The organism is Nonomuraea sp. NPDC048882 (genome assembly GCF_040649755.1).
In the GTDB taxonomy this organism is placed as follows: domain Bacteria; phylum Actinomycetota; class Actinomycetes; order Streptosporangiales; family Streptosporangiaceae; genus Nonomuraea; species Nonomuraea maheshkhaliensis.
This window is the reverse complement of sequence record NZ_JBEZGB010000005.1, coordinates 426616-449177: the sequence shown is the minus strand read 5'-3', so window position 1 is coordinate 449177 and position 22562 is coordinate 426616. Positions and strand designations below refer to the sequence as shown.

Below are 22562 nucleotides of genomic sequence, written 5' to 3'. Positions count from 1 at the left end.
AATATGTAGACATGCTTAAGTGTGTTGGTTTGCGGGGCCGGGTTGACGTCCGATGGGGCCTGACGAGCTCTTCTGAGCGCTAGGGCTTGACCGCGGGGGTGAGCACCTCCACGCCGCTCGCCTTAAGGGCGCCCCGCAGGTCGGGTGGCGGTGCGGCGTCGGTGATCAGGTAGTCGGCAGCTCCCAGTTCCGACACTTGGGCGAACAGGCGGCGGCCGAATTTGGAGGAGTCGGCGAGGATCGCCACGCGGGCCGCGCGGGAGATCATCTCCTGCATCATCGCGGCCTCGGCGAGGTTGCTCGTGGTGTAGCCGGCGTCGGCTGAGACCGCGCCGACGCCGATCAGCGCCAGATCGCAGCTGATGTCCAGCTCGGCGCCGGTGTTGGCGCGGAAGCTGACCGGGCCGATCGTGGCGAGGGTGAGCGCGCGCACCGCGCCGCCGAAGACGTAGATGTCGCGGATGGCCGTGGGCGGGAGCGCGCTCGGCACCAGCAGATTGTTCGTCGCCACCGTGAGGTCGCGGTGCTGGCCCAGACTGCGGGCGAGCGCAAGGGTGGTCGTCCCGCCGTTGATCATGATGGTCGAGCCGTCGTCGACCAGTGTCGCGGCCAGTGCCGCGATCTTCTCCTTCTCCTGCTCCTGCACGGCAAGCCGCTGGTCGACGGCGCGGTCGGTGCGGGAGACCGTGGACAGGCTGACGGCGCCGCCGTACGTACGCACGAGGATGCCCTCGGCGGCCAGCTGATCGAGATCGCGTCGCACGGTGTCGATGGAGACGCCGAAGCGCTCGGCGAGCTCGCTCACCGTGACCTGACCGGTGTCGGCCACGTACGCGGCCAGCTGGGCTTTGCGCCCGGCGGGTAGGTGGCGCTGCCGCTCGTCCCTGTCAACGCTCACTGATTCCCCCTTGTCAGTGCGGGAGTATTCCACAAGTCTGCGCCGATTGGGCACGTTGCCGCATAGAGCTGCCGAGAGCAGCAAGAGGGGGCAGGGCCGGCCGAAGGTCGGTGAAGAAGGGGAAATCCACAGATCAAGGGGCGGCGATGGGGCGCCGGATCTTGCTTCATGGCACCACATTATGCCGTACTTCGCAGCTTTCTGCCGTTCTTCTCTTGTTTACGTCCGTAACACGCTGCTAACGTGACGGCCAACTCGGCAGAGGGCGGAAAGATCTCGAAGTAGGAGGAGCCCGTCATGGTGGTTGATGCAACCCGGGTGAGGCGAGTGATAGGGGCAGCCACAGCGGCTGCGACGGTCGCGCTCGCGACGGCGTGTGGCTCGGGCACCTCGAGCGACACCGCCTCGGACGGCAGTGTGACGCTGGAGTTCGCCCAGTGGTGGGGGGCCGAGCTGCCGGCCGGGGAGTTCGACAAGATTGTCAACGATTTCACCGCACAGAATCCGAACATCAAGATCAAGCTGCTGAGCGCGCCGTACGCCTCGACGAAGCAGCAGCTGATCACCGGCGCCGCGTCGAAGACTCTGCCCGACGTGGTCGGCCTCGACGGCGCCTGGGTCAACGACTTCGCCAAGCAGGGCGCGATCACCGATCTGTCCAAGCTGATGGCCGACGCGAACTACGACGCCGGCCAGCTCGCCAGTCAGGTGCAGATCAAGGACAAGACCTACATGATCCCGGTGGTCAACTTCGTCTACCCACTCTTCGTCAACAAGGACCTGCTCACCAAGGCCGGCGTCGCCAAGGTGCCCACCACGCGCACCCAGTTCCTCGACGCGGCCAAGAAGATCAGCGCAACCGGCGGTGACGTCAAGGGCTGGGCGCTCCCGCTCGACACCGCCGTCCCCAACGGCATCCAGAACGACGTCATGTCCTGGCTCTGGGCGTCCGGCGGCAGCATGCTGACCAACGGCAAGCCCAACCTGACCGGCGCGCCGGTCAAGAGCGTGGTCGAGTATGTGAAGAGCCTGAACGACGCGGGCGTCATCGCCCCCGGCTCGCTCACCATGAAGGAACAGGACAAGGTCGAGAAGTTCACCAACGGCCAGGTCGGCATGATGATCGACTCGCTCGCGCACATCAACCTGATCAAGAAGAACAAGCCGGATCTGAAGTTCGAGGTGGCGGCCCTTCCGGCCGAGGACGGCTACACCGGCAAGCGCGGCATCCCGTACGCGTCGTGGGGCATCGGCATCTCCGGCTCCACCGAGCACAAGGCCGAGGCGTTCAAGTTCGTGTCCTACCTGCTCAGCAAGGAGACCAACGCGAAGCTGAGCACGATCGCGAACGGCTTCCCGGGCAACAAGAACGCCCAGCCCGACTTCAGCGACAGTGACCCGCTGTTCAAGACCGCTTTCGACATCTACCAGCAGGGCTACCCCGCCAACGAGTTCGTCGGCCTGCCCAAGTCCGAGGACCTGATGCGCAGCTTCGACGAGCAGCTCCAGCTCGTGCTGACCGGCAAGACGAGTGTCGACGACGCCCTCGCCAAGGCGCAGGAGTCCTGGACCTCGGCGATCGGGTAGCTCGCCCGGGCGCCGTGCCGGTCCCCCGGGCGCGGCGCGCGATCAAGGAGAAAGCGATGACATCCATGACGGCGCCGAAGACGGCGCCCACCGAGGAGCGGGTCACACCCGGCCGGACCCGCTCCACCCTGGCCGGGCGCCTGATCCCGTACGGCTATCTGTCCCCCACGGTGCTTCTGATCGTGGTCCTGATGGTGGTCCCCATCGTCATGGTGATCAGCTACTCGTTCCAGGACAACGTGATCGTCCAGGAGAACCCGGTGTTCGCCGGGTTCGCCAACTACACCAAGGTGCTCACCGACCCGGACTTCCTGGCGGCGCTGCAGAACACCGCCATCTTCATCACGGTCAGCACCGTGGCCCACCTGGTCCTCGGCCTGGCCTTCGCGATGATGCTCAACACCCAGTTGCTGGGCGGGGTCACCAAGGCCGTTTTCCGAATCGTCTACATCCTGCCCTGGCTGTTCACGATCGCGGTGATCGCCGTCATCTGGCGGCTGCTGCTCGACCCGTCCGGCGTGGTCAACTACGTCCTGCACACGCTGGGTCTCATTCAGGAGGGCGTGAACTGGCTCGGCGACCCGGCCAAGGCGCTCTGGGCGATCACGTTCGTCAACATCTGGTCCGGCTACCCGTTCTTCATGATCAGTCTGCTCGCCGCGCTGCAGGGCATCCCTGGTCATCTGTACGAAGCGGCCGCGATGGACGGGGCGAACTGGTTCCAGCGGTTCACGCACGTGACGCTGCCCCAACTGCGACCGGTGATCGTCAGCATGGGGGTGCTCGACCTGATCTGGACGTCCCAGCAGTTCGCACTGATCTGGATGACGACCGGCGGCGGACCGCTGCACGCCACCGAGATGCTCAGCACCTACACCTACAAGCAGGCCTTCAGCGAGTACGAGTTCGCGACCGCGTCCGCCGCCGCCGTGATCGTGCTGCTGCTGACGATGATCCTGGCCTTCTTCTACGTACGCCAGCAAAGGGAGCGGTGAGACGCATGGCCACCACCATCAAGAGTCGTCGCACCCTCGCCAAGGCCGGTGTCATCACCGGCCTCGTCATCGGCGGGCTGTTCGCCGGCCTGCCGGTCCTGTGGCTGCTGTCCACCTCGTTCAAGAGCAACGGAGAAGTCTTCCAGAATCCGCCGAAGCTCATCACCGGCAGCTTCTCGTTCGACGCCTACTGGGAGATCCTGGGCAACGGTGCCCAGTTGCGGTACTTCCTCAACAGCTACATCGTCGCCTTCGCGGTGACCATCCTGACGCTGCTGGTGGCCGTCCTGGCCGGGTTCGCCTTCAGCCGCTTCACGTTCCCGTTCCAGAAGACCATCAACGCCGTGATCGTCAGCGTCCAGGCCGTGCCGCCGATCACGCTCGTCATTCCGTACTTCGGGCTCGTCGTCGCGCTCGGGCTGTACAACACCTATCCCGGCCTGATCCTCACGCACATGGTGTTCACCCTCCCGTACGCGATCATCATGATCACCGCGTACCTGAACACGCTGCCACGAGAGCTGGACGAGTCCGTCAAGGTCGACGGCGGCACCAACTGGACCGCGCTGTGGCGGATCCTGGTACCGATCTCGGTGCCCGGTCTGATCGCGGTCGGCGTGTACACGTTCATGATCTCGTGGAACGAGTACCTGTTCGCGCTCAGTCTGACCCGTACCGACGACATGCGCACCGTGCCGATCGGCATCCAACTTCTCATGGGCCAGCACTCGTACGAGTGGAATCAGATGATGGCGATGAGCATCCTCGGGTCCATTCCGGTCCTGCTCCTCTTCCTCCTGTTCCAGCGACGGTTCATCGGCGGGCTCACCGCCGGCGCCGTCAAGGCCTGACACACCCAGCACGCAAAAGGAGAGAACGCACAAATGCTGACGACCGGCAAGGCGATCCTGGACGTCGCCAACGAACACAGCTTCGCCGTGCCCGCCTTCAACATCAGCGACTGGGCGATGTTCAAGGGGATCGTTGAGATCAGCGAGGAGACGAACGCCCCCCTGATCGTCGGGATCCACCCGGACGAGGTTCGGCACATCGGCCGCGAGATGATCACCGGCATCGTCGAGCGGTCGCACCACTCGAGCGTCCCGATCGCGATCCACTGGGACCACGGCGCCACCTATGAGCAGATCCTGCAGGCGATCCAGTACGGCTTCACCTCCGTGATGATCGACGGGTCGCTGAAGCCGTTCGAGGAGAACATCGCGATCACCAAGAAGGTCACCGACTCCGCGCACGTTCTCGGAGTGTCGGTGGAGGGCGAGCTCGGCACGATCGGCGGAAACGACAGCTACGCCGAGGCGGGCGCCGCCGAGATCATCTACACCGACCCTGACGACGCGGTCACGTTCGTCGAGCAGACCGGCGCGGACAGCCTCGCCGTCGCGATCGGGACGTTCCACGGCCTCTACCCGGCCCACCTCAAGCCGGAGCTGAAGCTCGATCTGCTCAAGGAGATCAAGAGCCGGGTGCAGATCCCCCTGGTGCTGCACGGCGGCTCCGGCAACCCGGACGACGAGATCCGCGAGGCGGCGCGAATCGGCATCAACAAGATCAACATCTCCACCGATATCAAGGTCGCCTACCACGACAAGATGCGCGAGGTGCTGGGCAGCGACCGGAAGGTGCGCGAGCCGAACGCCATCCAGCCCGCCTGCATCGAGGCCATGAAGGTGGTCGCCGCCCAGAAGATCGAGCTGTTCGGCGCTGCCGGTAAGGGCTCGCTCTACTGACATGGCCGACGCGTCCCGGATAATCCTGGGCCTCGGCGGTTGCGTCGACCACGAGTTGAAGCTGACCGCCGGTGTCCTGGAACAGCTTGTCGCCGACTACGGCATCGTGGCCGCGGAACTGGCGTCGCCGGCCACGGTGACCAGTGAGCGGGACCTCGTGGTGTCGATCCTCGGGTACGTCGCCCGGGGCGGAGGCGGCGAACACTTCGTCGCCTCCGCCCCAGCGCTGTCGACCTTCGCGAACCGGTCTCCGCATCGGGAAACTCTGGGCGGCACCTCGGTGCGGGCCGGGATCGTGATGAGCCGGCTCGGCGTGCCGTCCACGCTGCACCTGGTCAGCGTCAACGACACCTTCCGCCGGCTGCTGCCGGCGAACTGCGAGTACATCAACAGCGGTGTCGGGGAGACCTTCTATCCGCACCTGATCGTCCAGTACGACAAGGGCCTGCGGGTCCGGGCAAGCGACATCGACATCGTCGCGCCGTTCCCGAACCGCCTGATCTACGTCAACGACCCGGCGAACGCCGCCATGCTGCTCACCGACGATCTCGGCGACCGGTTGCGGAAGGCGGACATCTTCCTGATCTCCGGATTCAACGCCATGCGCGATCAGGCGGAGCTCGACGAGAGGCTCGCCTCCCTGAAAGAGCACATGCGGCAGCTGCCGTACGGGGCGGTGGCCTACTTCGAGGACGCGGCATACCACGAGCCCGCCTTCAGCCGCCGGGTCCGGGATGCGCTGCTCGACGAGATCAACGTGTACGGACTGAACGAGGACGAGCTGCAGTCGCACATCGGGCGCCCGGTCGACCTGCTCTCGGCCGAGGATGTCGCGCAGGCCCTCACGGCGGTGCACGCGCTCATCCCGGTGCCGACGCTGGTGCTGCACACGAAGTACTGGGCTGCGGCGCTCGGCGCAGGCGGTTACGCCGACGCCCTCGACACCGGCACGGTCATGGCCGCCACCCGCTACTGCCACGGCGACGAATTCAGCGAGGAGGACGTCGAGCGGGTGCGCCGGCTGGCCCGGCGGCCCGAGTCCGTCGCCTTCGCGGCGGCGCTGCGCTCGCGCATGGGGGCGACTGTCGACTGCGTCCCCGGCTTCGCACTCGACGTCCGGAATCCCACCACCGTCGGGCTCGGCGACACGTTCGTCGGCGGCTTCCTCGCCGAGCTGGCCCTGAAGGGACATCGATGACCGTCGAGGTACTGCCTGCGAACCAGCCCGAGACGTTCTATCGCGGCGCCGGCCGGATCGCCGAGTTCCGCGACGTGCCGGGGCTGCCCGACCGCCCGGAGGACTGGGTGGGCTCGGTGACCTCCAGGTTCGGGCTCGCCCCATCCGGGCTGTCCACCCTGGCCGACGGCCGCGTGCTGGCCGAGGCGATCGCCGCGGACCCGCGCTGGTGGCTCGGTCCGGAACGCGCCGACACCGGCGTGCTGGTGAAGCTGCTCGACGCCGGCCAGCGGCTGCCCTTACATGTGCACCCTGACCGCCGCTTCGCCACCGCGCACCTCGCCTCGCCGTACGGGAAGACCGAGGCATGGGTGATCGTCTCCGCGCGGCCCGGCGCGTACGTCCATCTGGGTTTCGCCCGTGACGTGGAGGCCGCCGAGCTGGCCGGCTGGGTGGACGGGCAGAAGACTGAGGCGATGCTCGCCGCCACCAACCAAATCCCGGTCGCGGCCGGCGACGCGATCCTCTGCCCGGCCGGGCTTCCGCACGCGATCGGCGACGGCATCCTGCTGGTCGAGGTCCAGGAGCCGACCGACTTCTCGGTGCTGCTGGAGTACGAAGGCTTCGGCCTCGCCGGCGGCCACCTCGGCCTCGGCTACGACCTGGCGCTGCAGTGCGTCGACCGCGGCGCCTGGACGCCAGCACGCCTCGACGAACTCCGCGGTACTCCAGCGCGACTGCTGCCCGAGGCTGCGGACGAGTTCTTCGCCGTCCACCGCCTGTATGGCGGCGAACGCCTGGAGCGTGGCTTCAGCGTGCTGGTCGTGGTGGCCGGTGAGGGCAGGCTGATCGGCGAAAGGGACGACCTGTCGCTCCGGCGGGGAGACACGCTGCTGGTTCCGTACGCCGCCGGCCCGGTCCTTCTGGACGGCCAGGTCGAGGTGATCCGTCTCTCGGCGTCCGCCTGACCGCCACAGCGCTTCTGCCATCACCGGCAGCTCGTACAGGAGGTTTGCTACTTCGAGTAGTGAACTGAACCTATGAGCATGCCTGAGCGAGACTACGCGCCGGGGAGACGGCCCGGCCGCCAAGGTCAGCGTCTCTTTGAGCGCGGGCAACATTCGCGCCGTCCGCGAGCGAGTCGGAGCCCGCGGGTTCTCGGCCTACGTTGACGCTGCCGTGGAGCGCCAGATCGAGCGGGACCTCTTGGAGGAGGCCCTGCAGGCCAACGAGGCTGCTTCCGGGCCGATCCCGCAGGCTTTGCGTGATGAGGCGGCGGAGTTGTTCCGCCGCGTGAAGTCCGCGCCTGAACTCCAAGAGAAGGACGGATGGCGCGCGCCCGAAGCCGGTTGAGCGCGGGCACCGTCGTTCTCGGCTGCGAGGGGCTCGTGAAGTGGTGCGAAGCCGATCAGAGAGTGACGGCGTTCGTACGGGAGGGTCAGGACAACGACTTCAGGGTTGTCGTAAGTGCGATGACGCCGATCGAGGCGCAGGACGTCCGCGTGAAGAGTGATCGCCTCAGGTGGCACCTGTCCCGGCTGAGGATCGAGCCGGTAACGAGGACATATCAGCGCTGGCGATCGAACTGCTTCGCGATGCTCGCCTGCACGGTCACAAGTACGCCGTTGACGCGGTGGTGGCGGCTACCGCGCTCCGCTCGATCCGGCCGGTCATCGTCCTCACCTCTGACGAGGACGACATGAGGAAACTGTGCGGGAAGACCGTGCAGGTGATCGGGGTCTGACACGGCCTGTGCGGGGTCGCTCGATACTTGGAGTGGACCGCTACCACCAGCAGTACCTCTTCAAAGTGCCGCACGGGTACTGCGGTATCGGCGGCCCGGGCGTCGTCTGCCCCGTCGGTCTGGGCCTTCGTCGTCGCTCAACCTGCGAGCTTTGACGGGCTCGGCCACCTGATTCCTATCTTGGCCGCCCAGAGCCCTCAGCGGGCGGGAGGCCGTCCTCGCCTGATCGGTGACAATGACCTCGCGTTCATCGTCACGACGGCCTTGAGCTAGAGGTCGATCACGACCTTGCCGTGCACGTGCCGGCCGGCCTGGAGTTCGGCCGCGCGGCGGATCTCCTCGATCGGGAAGCTGGCCGCGATCGGCACCCGGAGCCGGCCCGCCGCGACCAACCGGGCGATCTCTTCCAGGGCGCCGGGGGTGGCGTTCGCGCCGTTGGCTGCCGGTACGCCGTCGACCTGCGCGGCGATGGTGCAGATGCGGTCGTCCTGGACACCGAGTTTCCTTGCCGCGTGCACCGTCTCCGTCCCGTGCAGGTCGATGGCGGCGGTGACGCCGTCGGGAGCGAGGGCGCGGACCCGGTCGGCCAGGCCGTCGCCGTAGGGGACCGGCTCGGCGCCGAGGTCACGCAGGAAGTCGGATGAGGTGGCCGATCCCGTCCCGATCACCCGCGCTCCTGCGATCCGGGCCAGCTGGACGGCGAACACCCCGACCCCGCCCGCCGCGCCGCCGATCAGCACGGTGTCGTCCGGGCCGAGGTCGACCACGGCGAGGGCGGCGGAGGCCGTACGGCCGGCGATCGTGAGGGTGGCGGCGGTGCGGTCGTCGACGCCGTCGGGAGTGTGGTGGGCCTCATTCGCCGCGATCCTCTCGTCCAGGTCGATCACCACGAAGTCGGCGACCGCGCGGGACAGCGCGCCCCCGAACACCCGGTCGCCGGGCGCGAATCCGGTCACCCCGTCACCGAGCCGGTCGACCACTCCCGCGTAGTCGGTCCCGAACCCGGCCGGGAGGCTCAGGCCGAACCTGGTGGCGGTGTCCGCGTCGGCGGTCATGATCCAGTCCATCGGGTTCAGGCCGGCCGCGGTGACCCGTACACGGACCTGTCCCGGGCCGGCCTGCGGAACGGGAACTTCATGGACGTCCAGAACTTCGGGGCCGCCGAACGCGTCGAGCCGGACCGCCCTGCTCCTGCCCGCCGGCTGTTGCGTGCTCTGTTCCTGCATGTACGTCTGTCTCCTTGGAGGGAACGCCCGCCAAAACGGACTATGCTCCGTTTCTATAGATGACCTTAACATAACCGGAGCGTGATCCGTTTTGGCCGACGAGGAGATGCGTGCCCCACGGGCGGACGCAGCCCGCAACCGCGACCAGTTGCTCGCGGTGGCGACCCGCGCGTTCATGTCGGCCGACGCCGAGCCGTCGATGCGCGCGATCGCCCGCGAGGCCGGGGTCGGCATCGCCACGCTCTACCGGCACTTCCCGACCCGCGAGTCGCTGGTCGACGCGGTCTACCGGGACCAGGTCGTACGGCTGACGACCGGCGCCCGCGAGCTGCTCGACCGGCTGCCCCCGGCCGCGGCGATGCGGCGCTGGATGGACCTGTTCGGGGACTGGATCGCCACCAAGAACGGCATGCTCGACACGCTGCTCGCGATGATCGAGGCGGGCGAGATCGCCCACGCGCAGACTCGGGACGAGCTGCTGGCGGCCATCACCACGATCCTCGACGCCGGTCGCGCGGCGGGCGACCTCCGCTCCGACGTCACCGCCGAAGACATCGCCGCCTCGCTCATCGGCATCTTCACGGTGGCGCCTCGGCGCGAGCACGAAGCCAAGGCCGGTCGCCTGCTGGACCTCCTGATGGACGGCCTCCGCCCCACCGCCCGGCCGGCGTGAGCCCGAGATCGGGGCGGCCAGTGCGGTGACCACTGATGATCGGTTGACGTTTGTAGCCTGACCTGTGATGTGCGCTCCCGCAGCCTGAACCCGATTCGCCGCGCGAGATGAAGGGCGCTCAACCAGCGGTGCCGACGCGTATGAAGGAAGATCTAGAAGTGGACCGGGCGCGACGAGCGTTGTCTCGTTGTAGGGACGAGGCGCACTCGGTGGATGAGGAGTCGCGGTGACCGAGCGGACCGAGCGGACCGATTGGGCTGGTCTCCGTGATCGACGACTGTCCGAGCCCGGAACGGCTGAGGCGTACGATGCGGCTCGTCTCGCCTTTGAACTCGATCGGGCAGTGCGGCAGATGCGGCTCAACGAGCTGGAGGAGGCGGCGGCCGATCTGCGCGATCCGGCGCTGGTGCTCGCCCGCTCGGTCACGGATACGGGGGAGCGGGTCTCGTTCGACGAGGTGCTTGCCGCTTTCGGGCAGACGCGAGAGTCGCTGTCAGCAATCCCGGACGATGAGTGAACCGTGTCCGACGTCGCCTTCACGGCCCTGCGGTCGAATAGGGAAGTACAGTTAATAGAACTGTACTTCTCTATCGGAGGCAGTCGATGGACAAGCCAGTCGAGATCTTCGACCGTGAGTACGAGTGGTCAGCGCTGAGCAGGTTCATCACCGACCCGCAGCCCGGCGCCACCTTGGGCGTGGTCTCCGGACGCCGACGTCAGGGGAAGACCTTCCTGCTCGATGCCGCGTGCCGGGCAGCCGGAGGGTTCTACTTCGGCGCGACCGAGGCCGCTGATGCCGAGTCGCTTCGTCGCATCAGTGCCGCGCTCACCGAATATTCACGCCCCGCGACCCCTCATCACTTCGCCCATTGGTCCGAAGCCATCGACGCACTCCTCGCGCTCGGCTCCGAGCGGCCGCTGCCCGTGGTGATCGACGAATTTCCGTACCTGGCCAAAGCCAACCCCGAGCTACCGTCACTGCTTCAGGAGGCTTTCAGGCCATTGCGCGATCAGCGAACCGCCTCCAGGACGAGACTTCTGCTCTGCGGTTCCGCCCTGTCCTTCATGGGCAAGCTGCTGGCGGGCAATGCGCCGCTGCGCGGTCGGTCCGGTCTGGAACTGGTCGTTCGCCCGCTCGATCATCGCCTGGCCGCCGAGTTCTGGGAGATCGCCGATCCGCGTCTGGCTTTCATGGTCAATTCGATCGTCGGTGGTACGCCCGCTTACAGGCGTGAGTTCGCCCGCGGCGACTCCCCGGCGGACCTGGCGGATTTCGATGACTGGGTCGTCCGTACGGTCCTCAATCCAGAGACGCCTCTCTTTCGCGAGGCGCGTTATCTCCTTGCTGAGGAACCGGACCTCCGCGACACCACTCTGTACCTGTCCGTCCTGGGAGCGGTGGCCGATGGGAACACCACTCGCGGTGGCATGGCCGGTTATCTCGAACGCAAGGCGACGGATATCGCACACCCGATCAATGTCCTCGAAGACGCTGGGCTGCTCCACAGAGACGCCGATGTCTTCCGGGAGAACCGCCCGACTTACCGCATCGCGGAACCGCTGATCGCCTTCTACCACGCGATCATGCGGCCCGTCTGGGACCAGTTGGAACGGCCCGGCAGCGCGAATCGAGTCTGGCAAGCCAGCCGCCGCCGTTTCGTCAGCAATGTCCTCGGCCCTCACTTCGAACAGGTCTGCCGCGACTGGGCCTTGCATCACGCCGAACCCGATCTCCTTGGCGGACTGCCCGCCCGCGTGGGGCACGGCGGCGGCATCGTCATCCGAGCTCCGCCTCGTCGACCTGCCCGCCCTTTACGGTCAGAACTGAAGCGGCCACCCGGCCGGCCGTGTTCTCAGTCGGTGCGGCAGCAGGGGTCGCTCTGGTTGTGCTCGGGGGTGGCCGTCGGGGGAGTGCAGCAGGTGTCTCCGTGCCAGGCTGCGCGGCCTTCCTTGACGGCTACGGCGGCGATGGCCAGGGCCGCGACGGGGTCGGCCCAGGACCAGCCGAAGAGGCTGTTGAGGGCGAGGCCGGCGAGCAGGACGCCCGACAGGTACGTGCACAGGAGGGTTTGCTCGGAGTCGGCGACTGTGGAGGCGGAGCCGAGTTCGCGGCCCGCGCGCCGTTGGGCGTACGAGAGGCGCAGGACAGCGGTTTTGGGTTGGGCGTCTTCGTACCTGTTGATGCTGCTTGCGCATCTGGTGAGTCTCGCCCTGGACACTGCGCTTCGGTCCTCTGCGGTCAGCGTAAGGGCGGCGGTACGCGACCCGGCCGTGACCGAAGCTGCAAGCGATTGCGCTTGCGTTTATTTCGTTTGTTGCGGATACTGCGAAGAGGGGGTGACGTCATGACGGACGTGCAGGCCAAGCGAGTTCAGCCCGGGAGCATCGACGCCGAGGTCGCCGGTCGCGCAGTGCGCCGGATCAAGGACTACCTGATGCGGTACCCCGAGCAGTCGACCGTTCGAGTCGCCGGTGAGCACGGGGGTGAGGATCCGCTGATCCTGCCTCGCGAAGCCGTGAGTCTGCTTGCTTTCATCCTCGCCCAAGCAGCAGAAGGACGAGGAGTCACGGTCATTCCGTCGCACGCTGAGCTGACGACGCAGCAAGCGGCGGACATGCTGAACGTCTCACGCCCCTACGTGATCAAGCTTCTGGAGACGGGCGAGATCCCCTTCCGGTTGATCGGCAAGCATCGACGAATCAAGTACGAGGATCTCCAGGAATACAAGCGCCGCGATGACGCCAAACGCCGGAGCTCAGCCGATCAGCTCGCTGCGCTGGGGCAAGAGCTGGGCATCTGAGCAATGACATTCGTAGCGGTCTACGACGCGAACGTGCTCTATGGCAACGCCCTGCGCGACCTGCTCATCCGCCTCGCCATGACCGGGCGGGTGCAAGCCAAGTGGACCAACCGGATCCTGGACGAGATGCAGCGCAACCTTGCCGCCAACCGGCCCGACATTCCTGTGGAGAAGCTCGGCAAGCTCCGCTGCCTGATGAACTCCGCGGTCCGAGACTGCCTCGTCGAAGGGTACGAGCCGCTGATAGAAGGGTTGAAGCTTTTCGACCCGGATGACCGCCATGTGCTGGCTGCGGCGATCAAGGTGGGTGCGGAGACCATCGTCACCTCGAATCTCAAGGACTTTCCTGCTGACTACTTGGCTCCATGGGATATCAACGCAAAGTCGCCGGACGATTTCGTACTGGATCAGATCGACCTGGACGGACGAGTTGTCTGGGCTTGTGTGCAGCAGATCGCGGACTCACGGAGCAGTCCGCCGGAGACCGTTGATGATGTGCTCGACGCTTTGGAGGCGGCCGGCCTCGTTGAGGCGGTCGCTGCTCTTAGAGCCGGCTGAAACCCTGCCGAACTGATTCCGAGTCGACCTGCCCCTCTTCTACCGTCAGAACTGAAGCGACCCATCCAGCAGGCCGTGTTCTCAGTCGGTGCGGCAGCAGGGGTCGCTCTGGTTGTGCTCGGGGGTGGCCGTCGGGGGAGTGCAGCAGGTGTCTCCGTGCCAGGCTGCGCGGCCTTCCTTGACGGCTACGGCGGCGATGGCCAGGGCCGCGACGGGGTCGGCCCAGGACCAGCCGAAGAGGCTGTTGAGGGCGAGGCCGGCGAGCAGGACGCCCGACAGGTACGTGCACAGGAGGGTCTGCTTGGAGTCGGCGACCGCCGAGGCGGAGCCGAGTTCGCGGCCTGCGCGCCGTTGGGCGTACGAGAGGAACGGCATGATGCCGAGGCTGAGTGCGGCCAGGAGCAGGCCGGGGGTGGAGTGCTCGGCTGTCCCGGTGCCCAGCAGGGCGCGTAGGGCGTCGAAGGTGACATAGGCCGCCAGGGCGAAGAAGGACAGGGCGATGACCCGTAGCGCTGCCCTCTCGCGGCGCTCGTGGTCAGTGGCGGAGAACTGCCAGGCCACGGCGGCGGCGGAGGCGACTTCGACGATGGAGTCCAGTCCGAAGCCGATGAGAGCGGCTGAGGAGGCGACGGTTCCTGCGGTGATGGCGACGGCGGCCTCGATCACGTTGTAGGCGATGGTCGCGGCGACGAGGAGGCGGATTCGGCGGCGCAGGATGGTGCGGCGGGCAGGGGCCGGGCCCAGGGGGAGGGCGGTCATCAGGGTCTCTCGCCGGCCGTGATCGGGCGCAAGATGATGGTATGTCCGGTGGCCGACAGCAGGTGCTCGGCGGAGGCGAGGAGGTCCATCAGCTCTGGGCGGGTCAGGGAGTAGAACGACTGACGTCCTTCGGCCCGGTAGTCGACCAGCCCGCAGTCGCGCAGGCAGGCCAGGTGCTTGGAGACGGTTGACTGGGCCAGGCCGAGTTCGGCGGTGAGGTCTACGACGCGTGCCTCTCCGTGGGTCAGGCGTTGGACGATGCGTAGCCGGGTCTCGTCGGACAGGGAGTGGAACAGGGCTGCGGCTGGGGAGATGCCGGCGGCTATGTTGGCGGACACGCAGCGGCCGGCGTCCTTATTGATCGTCATATGGCGATGTTAGTCCAATTTGGGGATTTATCGCCAGTGGGTGATGGATGCTGTTGTGTTCAAGCGTTTGGGTCGAGTCCTAGCGCTCGGGTCGAGTGGTGGCGGCTGCGTAGGGGGTGGAGTCCGGTGGGTTCGGGTGGAGCATGATCTGATCACCAACGTTGCCGGGCCGGCCGACGTAGCTTTCCGTCGGTGGTCAGGAGTGCCATCTCGCCGTCCGGCGTGTAGGCGGCCGAGGTGGTGCCCGGGTGTCTGGCGAGTGTACGGCCGTGCAGGCTGCCGTTCTCCGTTGGCACGCTCCACGAGTTCTCGGGCTTGGGGCGGGACCAGATCTCGGCGATCATGGGGTCGACGTCACGGAGCCGGCCGATTTCTGCCACTCGCAGCAGGCGGCAGTCATCGTCGCCGCCCCACCCGTTGGCGAACAGGAGAAACTGTCGGTAACTCGGCGGCAGCTGCACGCCCAGCCGTTCTTCCAGCTCACGGACCTCCGCTTCGGCAGCCGGAGGAAACGGCTCGCCGAGTGGAGAGACCGCCGGGTGATCGGGACCTCCGGTCGCCGGATATCGCGCCGGGAAGCGTTCCGGCCAAGCGTAGTGGGCGCACATTTGGAGAGAAGATACAGCCTTCAGCCGCTTGCTTCGACTGGGCGGGCAGGCGTGGCACAACTCATAGCCGACCTGAGCAACCAAGAAAGCCCGTCAAGCGAAGTCCCCCGCATGGATTCCCGTGCGTGTCTTACTCTCCTGCATCATCAGCACTTTCCCGGCCGTATGATCTGACAGTCAGAGATCAGCTCGCGTCACCATCGAGCCGCAGCGGGAACACTAAAGGATGACCGGCTAATCCGTTTCCGCAATGACACGCTCGATCAGCTCTCGTGACGCTTCTGGGGTCAGCGCCGTCTCTCGCAACGTCTCGAACGCCGAGTTGTAGTTGACGATCTCCGGATCGCGGCCCGTGACGGTGAGTGCGCCGCCACGTGAGTTCTCCAGATACAGGACGGGACCGAGTGCACCCTCGAATTCCAGTACGACGAAGTTACCGGTCATGCCGAAGTGTGCGCCGACCTCGAAAGGGATCACTTGGACCGTCAAGTAGGGGCGGGAGGACTGAAGCTCCAAAAGATGCTTCAGCTGATTGGGCATGATCTTGGGATCGATGCTCCGGCCCACGCGACGGCGGATGACGCCCTCGTCGAGAACGAACGCCTGCTCCGGTGAGGGGTCTCGTTCGAGCAGCTTCTCCTGGCGCAACATGCGTACGGTGACCAGCATGTCAGCCCGCTCTTCGCTCACATATTGGCGGGTCAGCGCCTTCGCGTAGTCCTCGGTCTGCAGCAGCGCCGGCATCACCGCGAGGCCGAAGTGCTTGGTCCTGGAGGCGCCGTACTCGTATCCGAGAAAGGCGAGATAGGCGGGGTCGCTGGAAAGCTCTCTGCTGTACGAACTCCACCAGCCGCGTTCTCGGGCGCCCCTGGCCAGCTCGATGAGGCGGGCCGTGAATGGATCTTCGTCCGCGATGCCGTACCGGAGCAGCAGGGCCTGCAGGTCTGTGGTGGAGATGCCGACGCTGTCCCCTCGATGCGGATCAGCTTGGACGGCGACCAACCCAGCGCACGGGCGACTGTTTCTTGTTTCAGGTTCTTCTCTTGGCGCAGGCGCACCAGCTCTGAAGCTAAGAGGGCTCGATGGACAACCGGCCCTTGATCAGCGCACATCTTTACTTAACTCTCCGCATACAGCGAGGTCTACAAGTGTGCTACCTGCAACCGATGGGAGTCTTCGGTCCCCGGTCGGAATCACGCTCCCCAAAATGCCCATCAGCCCGTCAGTGAAACGGCGCGTTCTAAGTCCATCCCTCCATCGTCGTCAATCAATCGGGGGCAGGCGACGACCGCTGCTCACATTCTCACCTCGGCATCCTGGCCGTTTACTCAGCTGCCTTTGCTGCCGTCGGTACGGATGTCGACTGACCCTGGGTTACGGGGTGGTGGGGGTGGTCGCGGCGGTGGGGCTGGCCGTCCTATCGCGTCTGGGCTGTCCTGGTTTCAGGGTGGGGTGTCGGTGGTGTGGCGGGGGTGCAGGGGATCTCCAGGACGGTGGCGTGGGTGCCGTCGGCGTCGATGAGGTGTTCCTCGACGGTGGGGCCGGTGATGGTGAGGTGGTGGCGGTGTAGCCAGGCGAAGAGGTCCTGGCCGGCGCGGATCACGCTCGTTGCGGGAGGGACGACGGCTCGTACGACCGTGCGGCGCGGCAGGGTGAGGTGTTCGGTGGCGTCGTCCGTGGTCAGGGCGGCGGTGAAGGTGCCGGTCGGGGGTCCTTGGAGCCAGGTCAGCAGGGTTGCCGGGGGTGGTGGGCAGAGGGCTGACAGGGCTGTGGGGTGGTCGAGGGTCATGCGGTGGACGCGTAGACGGCGCGGGGCTACCTGGCTCTGTTGGGGCAGGATCGACATCGGTGTGGTGAGGTGGTCTTCGGCGTGTGCCGCGGTCGCGGTGAGGGCTGCGATGTCGTGGTGGAGGGTCGCGAGGGTCTCCTTCAGGGCCTGGTTCAGGTCCTGATCGGGGGCGTCCAGGAGGTCGGCGATTCGGCGTAGGGGGAGGCCGAGGTGTTGGAGGCCGCGGATGCGTTCGAGGCGGGACAACTCGTTCACGCCGTACCAGCGGTAGCCGGTTGCTCGGTCGGTCGCGGCGGGGAGCAGGAGGCCGAGCTTGTCGTAGTGGCGCAGGGTTCGTTCGGATACGCCGACCATGCGGGCCAGTTGGCCGATCCGCCACATGATTGCCTCTCCTGGTGGGTTGACCTTGTCGTCGCGTCAGGGTTTTAGCGTCCGGTTCATGACCGAATCGAATCCTCGGCGCCGGCTCGCCGGTGTGCTGCTGTTGACCTCGCTGGTTGCCATGGTCGCCGGTGCCGCCCTCGTGGTGCCATCGGGGTTGACCCTGAATCCGTACGACTCAAGTGCCGTGTTGGTTGCGGTACGCGGGCATGTCGGGCTGCATTTGGGGGAATTGGCCTTTGATGTCGTGGGGTGGTTGGGGTTGGCTGCGGCTGGGCTGGTGTTGGCTGGAGTGGCCCAGGTTGAGTTGGTGTCCGGTGTTCGGGCTGCTCGCGCGTGGAGGTCGTGTCTGGGGTGGTTGGGCGGCGGGTTGCTGGCTGGGGCGGGGCTGGCGGGGGTGTTGCATGACGCGGGGAATCTGGCGGTCACGCAACTGGCTGGTCGGCCGGCGGCACCGGCTGTCGGGACCGTGGCCATGGCCGTGCTGCTCGTCGCGAAGTGGATGGTCAATCTGGCGGGGCTGCTGTGGGTGGCGGCCACCTTCGCCGGGGCCGCCGGGTTGCCGATGCCGGGGTGGCAGCGGGTCGCCGGGGTGGTTGCTGCGTTCTCCGGGCTGGCGGCCGTCGTTCTGCCGTGGACGACTGGGACGGAGGGTCCAACTGCGGGGCTGGAGCAGCTGGGGTATGCGCTCCATCTGCCGGTCATGGTTTGGTACGCCGTTCTGGGAGGGCGGTATGTCCGGTGAAGTCGCTGTGGGTGGGTGCTATGTCCGGTGAAGTCGCTCTGGGTGGGTCGTACCTCCGGTGGTGCTGTCCAGCGTGGCCGCTGGTGCCGGTCGGTGTCGTGGTCGGATAAGCGATGGGCCTGGCCCCGGTGGGCGGTTATTCTCCTCGCCATGATCTTGCGGCCTGAGCGGCTGGAGCGTGGGCATCCGTTCCGGCAGTGGAAGACGTGGCGGATGCCGGGCGCCTCCCTGACCCTCACCGGCTACTCGCGCGCCAACGACAAGACCTTCTTCCACGTGCCGGAGCTGAAGCTGGCCCTCGACGCGGGGCTGGCCGAAGGCCGGCAGGTCGATACGGTGCTGCTGACGCACGCGCATCTCGACCACTCCAAGGACCTCGACTTCCTGGCCACGCGGGCGACCGGGGTCGACATGTACGTGCCCGAGCAGGTGCTGCCGTACGTACGGGACTATCTGCGCGCCACGACCGAGCTCAACCAGGCCGCCGCCTTCGAGCCGGCCCGGGCGGCGGGGGCGCGGGTGCACGGTGTGCGGCCCGGTGCGGAGTTCCGCTTCGGCCGGAACGGGTCGCACACGGTACGGGTGCTGGAGACCGAGCACAAGGTGCCCAGCGTCGGGTACGGCGTCGCCGAGAACCGGCGGGCCCTCCTGCCGGAGATCGAGGCGTTGAAGGAGAGGCTGGATCCGGGCGCGTTCGGCCGGGAGGTCGCGGGCAGGAGGAAGCGGGGAGAGGCGGTCGATCGGGAGGTTCGGCGGCCGTTGTTCGCCTATCTCGGCGACACGCACGCGAGTGCGCTCGGACGTGGCGGGTGGCTGTCCGAATATCCGGCGATCATCACGGAGTGCACCTATCTGGACGACGCCGAGCTCGATCGGGCGCGGCGCGTGGGGCACACGGTGTGGAGCGAGCTCAAGCCGTACGTCATCGCGCATCCGGACAATCTCTTCGTGCTGACCCATTTCAGCTTGCGTCACTCGGACCGGGAGGTGCTCGACTTCTTCGAGCGGGAGGGTGTCGCGAATGTGATGGTCTGGGCGCACGGCGAAGGCTATCTGCCCGAGCAGCACCAGCGCTGACCCGCCCCCGTGCGGGCGAAGGTCCGTCTCCGTGGGCAAAGAGGCCACCTGCGCCCGCCGCTCGTGGTTCCATGATCACCCATGAAGACAGCCGCAACGACCGTACGCCGGCGAGGGGTCAAGCTGCTGCTCGCGCTCCTCCCGGTCGTCGTCCTCCTGTCCGCCACGGGTCTCTACCAGCTGATGAACGCCCGAAGTTTCCAGCTCGCGGGAGAGCTGACCGACCGCGTGGAGACGAACGAGAAGGTCGTCGCCCTGACCTTCGACGACGGGCCCGACGAGCACACGCGTGAGATCATCGACCTGCTCGCCGAGCAGCGGGTGCACGCGACGTTCTTCGTCGTCGGCTCTCAGGTCGAGGCCCATCCCCGGCTGACGAAGGCGCTGGTGGACGCGGGGCACCAGCTCGCCAACCACACCTACAGCCACCGGCGCATGGTCTTCGTCTCGAAGTCCACCGTGGCCGACGAGATCGAACGTACCGACCGGGTCATCCGCGCGGCCGGGCAGCAGGGCGAGATCGTGTTCCGCCCGCCGACCGGCAAGAAGCTGCTGAGCCTGCCGCTCTACCTGTCCGAGCACCAGCGGCACACGGTCATGTGGGACATCGAGCCGGACTCGGGCACCACCCCCACGGCGGCCGAGATCGTCACGACCGTGCGCGACGAGGTCAGGCCGGGATCGATCATCCTGCTGCATCCCTGGTACGCCGGCGGCGCCCCCACCCGTGAGTCCATCGTGGGGCTGGTCACCGAGCTGCGCGAGCAGGGATACAGGTTCGTCACCGTCTCCGAACTGCTCGCCCTGCGACAGCGCTGACCCGCCGTTCATGACACCCGTCAAGGCCGCCGCCGACGGGAAAATTCAGCGTGTTCCGGCGTTGAATCCGTTTTTCTTACGGGTGGCCAGGTGGACATGGCGATTCGTACAGCCGATATTGGAGAGAAAACGGAGGTGCTTGAATGCGCGCACGCCTGGACCACCTCGTCTGCTGGGTCTCCGATCAGCTCTTATCCCTGCAGTTCTACGAGCAGGTGGTCGGGCTCCCCGGAGTCAGGGCCGACCAGTTCCGCCATGGGACGGCGCCTTTTCCGAGCGTGCGGATCTCGCCCGACACCATTCTCGACCTGATGTCCTATGACGCCATGCGCGGCGTGGACGAGGGAACCGGTGTACGGGGCAGCGCCGGGCATCCGTTGAACCATTTCTGCCTGGCCGTGAACGAAGAGGACTTCGACGCGCTCCAGGTACGGCTGAAGCGGCACGACGTGGAGGTCACCGGAACCAGAACCAATTCCTTCGGCGCCCGCGGAATCGCACCGGAGACTATTTACTTTCCTGATCCCGATGGGAACGTGATCGAGGTCCGATACTACGAGTGAGCCGGGCACGGACGACCCGGCGGACCATCGGGCCCATGTCCTCAAGGGCCGTCACCAGCACCGCCAGCTCCTCAAGCGCGTCCAGGGCCTGGGCGGCGCCGTCGGTGTCGACGCCCTCGTACAGCTCCAGCCCGACGAACGCCGCCGCCGTCGCCTTGGCCAGGCCCGACACGTCCGCGAACTCGGCCAGTGGCGAGGTCGCCAGCACCCTGCCGAGCGCCTGCTCCACCTCGCCGATCCACAGGTTCAGCCCGCCGACCACCGCCGGGGCGAGCTTGCTGTCGGTCTGGCTGCCGGCCAGCAGCTGGGCCAGCGCCGCGACGCTGCCCTCGGCGCGCTCCTCCTCGTGGATCGCGCGGCCGAGGTCGAGCAGCTCGCGCAGGGTCGTCACGGCGGCGAAGCGGTCGCGGTAGAGGACCATGCGCTGCTCGCAGCCGCGTTCGACGGCGGCGGCGAGCAGCTGGTCGACGCTGCCGAAGTGGTAGAAGACGAGGGCCTGGTTGACGCCGGCCGCGGTGGCGATCGTACGGGCGGAGACGCCGGCCATCCCCTGCTTCTTGAGCGTTTCGAGCGCCGCGTCGAGCAGCTTGGTACGTGTGTCGGCCACCAGGTTCCCCGGGCTTGTCGGGACGGGTCAGCGACGGGCGTCCTCCCGTCTCGGCCTAACGCTAGCGGGCACGCCGTGCTCGGCGACGTCCACGTACGCGGCGGTGAAGGTGCCCCAGTAGCCGAAGATCCGGCCGAGCAGGGGGTTGGAGACGGTCACCGCGATCCTGAAGCGCTCGATCCGTTCGTCGTAGTGCTCGGTGACGACGGCGGTGCCGGTGGCGGCGGACGGGATGTGGACGGCGAGCGGGCCCTCCAGCAGGCGCTGGCGGCCGGAGCGGATGATCAGGCCGCCGCGGTCGTCCACGGTGAGCGAGAGCGGGGCCGCGATGTGCTGGTGACTGCCCAGGTAGTCGAGCACCTGCGCCCGGGTCTCGTCGTAGATCATCGTGGCGTCGAAGCGGCTGTGCGGGAAGGTGCGGACGAAGGTCACGGTCTCGCGTCCGTACGAGTCGGCGTACGGATAGTTCTCGATCCGGAACGGGAGATCGTGGCCGGTCTCCGCCACCAGGATGTTGCGGCGGCGGCCGAGGGCCAGGAACGGCTGGACGACGAGGCCGGCGTTCCAGACGCGGTGCATGACGCCGGTGCCGACGCAGGCCTCGCCGCTGTCCAGGCCTACCCGGAAGCGGCGCTGGAGCTGGGGGTGGAGGCGGGAGAAGTCGGGGCCGAGCGCGCGTTCGAAGATCGAGGGCATGGTGTGGTCGCTCCGTTTCCTTGCGGGGGGCGGCGTAGGCAGCGGCGGGCCGCCGGTGTGGTGGGGAGGGGCGGGATGGCGAGGGCGAGCGCGGCTGCCGCCAGGGCGGCGAGGGGCGGCAGTACGCAGGCGGCCAGTGCGACGGCGGCCGTGCGCAGGGTGGCCTCGGCGAGGGCTTGGCGCAGGAGGCGTTCGGGGGTTCTGCCGGTCTCCAGCCACAGGCGCAGCCGGTCGAACGACCAGGCCGTGGCCCACCACATCAGGCGGGCGGGCAGGACGTTCGGGCGGTAGCGGTAGCCGGTGAGGAAACGGACACCGCCGTCGGGGGCGGGGAGGTAGCGCCAGTAGCCGGAGCCCGAGCGGATGGGCGAGAGCGGGTGCGCCGAGCCGAACCGGAGCGCGGAGGTGCGGCCGCCGGCGCGGTTTTCGGTACGGGTCCCGGTGGTGATTCCAGCGCTGTTTCCGGTGGTGCCTTTTGTGTGGTGGCGGCTCTGGGTGGCGACGGCCGTGCCGGAGACGCCGAGTGTCGTGTAGCGCAGCCGGCCGCCCGGCAGGGCCTGGATCCGGCCGAAGCGCAGGTCCCAGCGCTGGTGCTGGGACAGGTCCTGGGTGGCCTGCCACACCTCCTCCAGGTCGGCCTTGATCAGGGTCTCGACGTACACGCGCATGCTGACACCGCCGGGAAGTTGAGCGGACGCTTAAGGCAGAGTACGGCGATTTGAGCAGTCGCTCAAGTGGCTTCG

The 22562-nt window shown here is 67.1% G+C and carries 27 protein-coding genes and 2 pseudogenes; 16 read left to right on the top strand and 13 right to left on the bottom strand.

Annotated features, from left to right (window positions below; all coding sequences use genetic code 11):
- Positions 1–79: 79 nt before the first annotated feature.
- On the bottom strand, positions 80–898 hold the full coding sequence (locus AB0C27_RS20915; RefSeq protein WP_357846291.1) for a DeoR/GlpR family DNA-binding transcription regulator: 819 nt from the start codon (positions 896–898) through the stop codon (positions 80–82).
- Between the two features lie 417 nt (positions 899–1315).
- Between AB0C27_RS20915 and AB0C27_RS20910 the strand changes: the two genes are divergently transcribed.
- The 8 genes from AB0C27_RS20910 to AB0C27_RS20875 all read left to right on the top strand — a co-directional run bounded on the left by AB0C27_RS20910 (position 1316) and on the right by AB0C27_RS20875 (position 8149).
- Positions 1316–2485 (top strand): sugar ABC transporter substrate-binding protein, encoded by a 1170-nt coding sequence (locus tag AB0C27_RS20910; protein ID WP_357846289.1) that lies wholly within the window; start codon positions 1316–1318, stop codon positions 2483–2485.
- Positions 2486–2541: 56 nt separating this feature from the next.
- Positions 2542–3480: a sugar ABC transporter permease gene (locus tag AB0C27_RS20905; RefSeq protein ID WP_357846287.1), complete on the top strand. Its 939-nt coding sequence runs from the start codon at positions 2542–2544 to the stop codon at positions 3478–3480.
- A 5-nt stretch (positions 3481–3485) separates the two neighbouring features.
- A complete protein-coding gene (locus tag AB0C27_RS20900; protein ID WP_357846285.1) occupies positions 3486–4331 on the top strand; it encodes a carbohydrate ABC transporter permease in 846 nt (281 codons plus the stop codon).
- Positions 4332–4364: 33 nt separating this feature from the next.
- A complete protein-coding gene (locus AB0C27_RS20895) occupies positions 4365–5228 on the top strand; it encodes a ketose-bisphosphate aldolase (RefSeq protein ID WP_357846283.1) in 864 nt (287 codons plus the stop codon).
- A gap of 1 nt (position 5229) precedes the next feature.
- Positions 5230–6426 (top strand): ADP-dependent glucokinase/phosphofructokinase, encoded by a 1197-nt coding sequence (locus AB0C27_RS20890; protein ID WP_357846281.1) that lies wholly within the window; start codon positions 5230–5232, stop codon positions 6424–6426.
- Positions 6423–7373, top strand: coding sequence for a mannose-6-phosphate isomerase (locus AB0C27_RS20885; RefSeq protein WP_357846279.1), 951 nt, complete (start codon positions 6423–6425; stop codon positions 7371–7373). Before AB0C27_RS20890 ends, AB0C27_RS20885 begins: the two co-directional genes overlap by 4 nt.
- 211 nt (positions 7374–7584) lie before the next feature.
- Positions 7585–7758: a hypothetical protein gene (locus tag AB0C27_RS20880; protein ID WP_357846277.1), complete on the top strand. Its 174-nt coding sequence runs from the start codon at positions 7585–7587 to the stop codon at positions 7756–7758.
- A gap of 169 nt (positions 7759–7927) precedes the next feature.
- The gene (locus AB0C27_RS20875; protein WP_357846275.1) at positions 7928–8149 is read left to right on the top strand and encodes a hypothetical protein; all 222 of its coding nucleotides are present in this window, start codon (positions 7928–7930) and stop codon (positions 8147–8149) included.
- A 269-nt stretch (positions 8150–8418) separates the two neighbouring features.
- Here the strand turns inward: AB0C27_RS20875 and AB0C27_RS20870 are convergent, their stop codons facing one another.
- Complete coding sequence (locus AB0C27_RS20870) at positions 8419–9375, bottom strand: NADP-dependent oxidoreductase (RefSeq protein ID WP_357846273.1); 957 nt, start codon at positions 9373–9375, stop codon at positions 8419–8421.
- Positions 9376–9481: 106 nt separating this feature from the next.
- On the opposite strand from AB0C27_RS20870, the gene AB0C27_RS20865 reads away from it, so the two are divergent.
- Entirely contained in the window at positions 9482–10048 is a 567-nt protein-coding gene (locus AB0C27_RS20865) for a helix-turn-helix domain-containing protein (RefSeq protein ID WP_357846271.1), read from the top strand.
- A 226-nt stretch (positions 10049–10274) separates the two neighbouring features.
- The gene (locus AB0C27_RS20860) at positions 10275–10565 is read left to right on the top strand and encodes a hypothetical protein (RefSeq protein ID WP_357846269.1); all 291 of its coding nucleotides are present in this window, start codon (positions 10275–10277) and stop codon (positions 10563–10565) included.
- Positions 10566–11023: 458 nt separating this feature from the next.
- Here AB0C27_RS20860 and AB0C27_RS20855 read toward each other — a convergent pair whose 3' ends face one another.
- Positions 11024–11812, bottom strand: coding sequence for a hypothetical protein (locus AB0C27_RS20855; RefSeq protein ID WP_357846267.1), 789 nt, complete (start codon positions 11810–11812; stop codon positions 11024–11026).
- An 89-nt stretch (positions 11813–11901) separates the two neighbouring features.
- Positions 11902–12186: pseudogene (locus AB0C27_RS20850) on the bottom strand (cobalt transporter); the annotation flags it as partial.
- Between the two features lie 207 nt (positions 12187–12393).
- On the opposite strand from AB0C27_RS20850, the gene AB0C27_RS20845 reads away from it, so the two are divergent.
- A complete protein-coding gene (locus tag AB0C27_RS20845; RefSeq protein WP_357846265.1) occupies positions 12394–12849 on the top strand; it encodes a helix-turn-helix domain-containing protein in 456 nt (151 codons plus the stop codon).
- Positions 12850–12852: 3 nt separating this feature from the next.
- Positions 12853–13407 carry a PIN domain-containing protein gene (locus tag AB0C27_RS20840; RefSeq protein ID WP_357846263.1) on the top strand — a complete coding sequence of 185 codons (555 nt, stop codon included), beginning with the start codon at positions 12853–12855 and terminating at the stop codon, positions 13405–13407.
- Positions 13408–13488: 81 nt separating this feature from the next.
- Here the strand turns inward: AB0C27_RS20840 and AB0C27_RS20835 are convergent, their stop codons facing one another.
- The 6 genes and pseudogenes from AB0C27_RS20835 to AB0C27_RS20810 form a co-directional block, all read right to left on the bottom strand.
- Complete coding sequence (locus AB0C27_RS20835) at positions 13489–14166, bottom strand: cation transporter (RefSeq protein WP_357846261.1); 678 nt, start codon at positions 14164–14166, stop codon at positions 13489–13491.
- Positions 14166–14534 (bottom strand): metalloregulator ArsR/SmtB family transcription factor, encoded by a 369-nt coding sequence (locus AB0C27_RS20830; protein ID WP_357846259.1) that lies wholly within the window; start codon positions 14532–14534, stop codon positions 14166–14168. Before AB0C27_RS20830 ends, AB0C27_RS20835 begins: the two co-directional genes overlap by 1 nt.
- A 152-nt stretch (positions 14535–14686) precedes the next feature.
- Positions 14687–15142, bottom strand: coding sequence for an SMI1/KNR4 family protein (locus AB0C27_RS20825; RefSeq protein ID WP_357846257.1), 456 nt, complete (start codon positions 15140–15142; stop codon positions 14687–14689).
- A gap of 234 nt (positions 15143–15376) precedes the next feature.
- Positions 15377–16144, bottom strand: a complete 768-nt coding sequence (locus AB0C27_RS20820; RefSeq protein WP_357846255.1) for a DUF5753 domain-containing protein — start codon at positions 16142–16144, stop codon at positions 15377–15379.
- Between the two features lie 8 nt (positions 16145–16152).
- Positions 16153–16254: pseudogene (locus tag AB0C27_RS20815) on the bottom strand (XRE family transcriptional regulator); the annotation flags it as partial.
- Between the two features lie 305 nt (positions 16255–16559).
- On the bottom strand, positions 16560–17312 hold the full coding sequence (locus AB0C27_RS20810) for a MerR family transcriptional regulator (protein WP_357846253.1): 753 nt from the start codon (positions 17310–17312) through the stop codon (positions 16560–16562).
- Between the two features lie 58 nt (positions 17313–17370).
- Between AB0C27_RS20810 and AB0C27_RS20805 the strand changes: the two genes are divergently transcribed.
- The 4 genes from AB0C27_RS20805 (at position 17371) to AB0C27_RS20790 (ending at position 20516) form a co-directional block, all read left to right on the top strand.
- Positions 17371–18057, top strand: coding sequence for a hypothetical protein (locus AB0C27_RS20805; protein WP_357846251.1), 687 nt, complete (start codon positions 17371–17373; stop codon positions 18055–18057).
- Between the two features lie 150 nt (positions 18058–18207).
- Positions 18208–19134, top strand: a complete 927-nt coding sequence (locus tag AB0C27_RS20800; protein ID WP_357846249.1) for an MBL fold metallo-hydrolase — start codon at positions 18208–18210, stop codon at positions 19132–19134.
- Between the two features lie 81 nt (positions 19135–19215).
- Complete coding sequence (locus AB0C27_RS20795) at positions 19216–19953, top strand: polysaccharide deacetylase family protein (RefSeq protein ID WP_357846247.1); 738 nt, start codon at positions 19216–19218, stop codon at positions 19951–19953.
- 143 nt (positions 19954–20096) lie between these two features.
- Positions 20097–20516, top strand: coding sequence for a VOC family protein (locus AB0C27_RS20790; protein ID WP_346101004.1), 420 nt, complete (start codon positions 20097–20099; stop codon positions 20514–20516).
- Here AB0C27_RS20790 and AB0C27_RS20785 read toward each other — a convergent pair.
- The 3 genes from AB0C27_RS20785 to AB0C27_RS20775 are packed head-to-tail and all read right to left on the bottom strand — an operon-like array spanning position 20461 to position 22487.
- Positions 20461–21123 (bottom strand): TetR/AcrR family transcriptional regulator, encoded by a 663-nt coding sequence (locus AB0C27_RS20785; protein ID WP_357846244.1) that lies wholly within the window; start codon positions 21121–21123, stop codon positions 20461–20463. The genes AB0C27_RS20790 and AB0C27_RS20785 overlap by 56 nt on opposite strands.
- Before the next feature lie 27 nt (positions 21124–21150).
- Positions 21151–21819 (bottom strand): DUF4166 domain-containing protein, encoded by a 669-nt coding sequence (locus AB0C27_RS20780; protein ID WP_357846242.1) that lies wholly within the window; start codon positions 21817–21819, stop codon positions 21151–21153.
- Complete coding sequence (locus AB0C27_RS20775) at positions 21741–22487, bottom strand: hypothetical protein (RefSeq protein ID WP_357846240.1); 747 nt, start codon at positions 22485–22487, stop codon at positions 21741–21743. Before AB0C27_RS20775 ends, AB0C27_RS20780 begins: the two co-directional genes overlap by 79 nt.
- Positions 22488–22562: the final 75 nt, after the last annotated feature.

Excerpts from the sequence above, each read along its gene's own strand:
- AB0C27_RS20905 (WP_357846287.1), top strand. The coding sequence starts at position 2,542 with ATGACATCCATGACGGCGCCGAAGACGGCGCCCACCGAGGAGCGGGTC.
- AB0C27_RS20900 (WP_357846285.1), top strand. The coding sequence starts at position 3,486 with ATGGCCACCACCATCAAGAGTCGTCGCACCCTCGCCAAGGCCGGTGTC.
- AB0C27_RS20895 (WP_357846283.1), top strand. The coding sequence starts at position 4,365 with ATGCTGACGACCGGCAAGGCGATCCTGGACGTCGCCAACGAACACAGC.
- AB0C27_RS20890 (WP_357846281.1), top strand. The coding sequence starts at position 5,230 with ATGGCCGACGCGTCCCGGATAATCCTGGGCCTCGGCGGTTGCGTCGAC.
- AB0C27_RS20885 (WP_357846279.1), top strand. The coding sequence starts at position 6,423 with ATGACCGTCGAGGTACTGCCTGCGAACCAGCCCGAGACGTTCTATCGC.
- AB0C27_RS20870 (WP_357846273.1), bottom strand. The coding sequence starts at position 9,375 with ATGCAGGAACAGAGCACGCAACAGCCGGCGGGCAGGAGCAGGGCGGTC.
- AB0C27_RS20865 (WP_357846271.1), top strand. The coding sequence starts at position 9,482 with ATGCGTGCCCCACGGGCGGACGCAGCCCGCAACCGCGACCAGTTGCTC.
- AB0C27_RS20845 (WP_357846265.1), top strand. The coding sequence starts at position 12,394 with ATGACGGACGTGCAGGCCAAGCGAGTTCAGCCCGGGAGCATCGACGCC.
- AB0C27_RS20840 (WP_357846263.1), top strand. The coding sequence starts at position 12,853 with ATGACATTCGTAGCGGTCTACGACGCGAACGTGCTCTATGGCAACGCC.
- AB0C27_RS20835 (WP_357846261.1), bottom strand. The coding sequence starts at position 14,166 with ATGACCGCCCTCCCCCTGGGCCCGGCCCCTGCCCGCCGCACCATCCTG.
- AB0C27_RS20830 (WP_357846259.1), bottom strand. The coding sequence starts at position 14,534 with ATGACGATCAATAAGGACGCCGGCCGCTGCGTGTCCGCCAACATAGCC.
- AB0C27_RS20825 (WP_357846257.1), bottom strand. The coding sequence starts at position 15,142 with ATGTGCGCCCACTACGCTTGGCCGGAACGCTTCCCGGCGCGATATCCG.
- AB0C27_RS20810 (WP_357846253.1), bottom strand. The coding sequence starts at position 17,312 with ATGTGGCGGATCGGCCAACTGGCCCGCATGGTCGGCGTATCCGAACGA.
- AB0C27_RS20805 (WP_357846251.1), top strand. The coding sequence starts at position 17,371 with ATGACCGAATCGAATCCTCGGCGCCGGCTCGCCGGTGTGCTGCTGTTG.
- AB0C27_RS20800 (WP_357846249.1), top strand. The coding sequence starts at position 18,208 with ATGATCTTGCGGCCTGAGCGGCTGGAGCGTGGGCATCCGTTCCGGCAG.
- AB0C27_RS20795 (WP_357846247.1), top strand. The coding sequence starts at position 19,216 with ATGAAGACAGCCGCAACGACCGTACGCCGGCGAGGGGTCAAGCTGCTG.
- AB0C27_RS20790 (WP_346101004.1), top strand. The coding sequence starts at position 20,097 with ATGCGCGCACGCCTGGACCACCTCGTCTGCTGGGTCTCCGATCAGCTC.
- AB0C27_RS20780 (WP_357846242.1), bottom strand. The coding sequence starts at position 21,819 with ATGCCCTCGATCTTCGAACGCGCGCTCGGCCCCGACTTCTCCCGCCTC.
- AB0C27_RS20775 (WP_357846240.1), bottom strand. The coding sequence starts at position 22,487 with ATGCGCGTGTACGTCGAGACCCTGATCAAGGCCGACCTGGAGGAGGTG.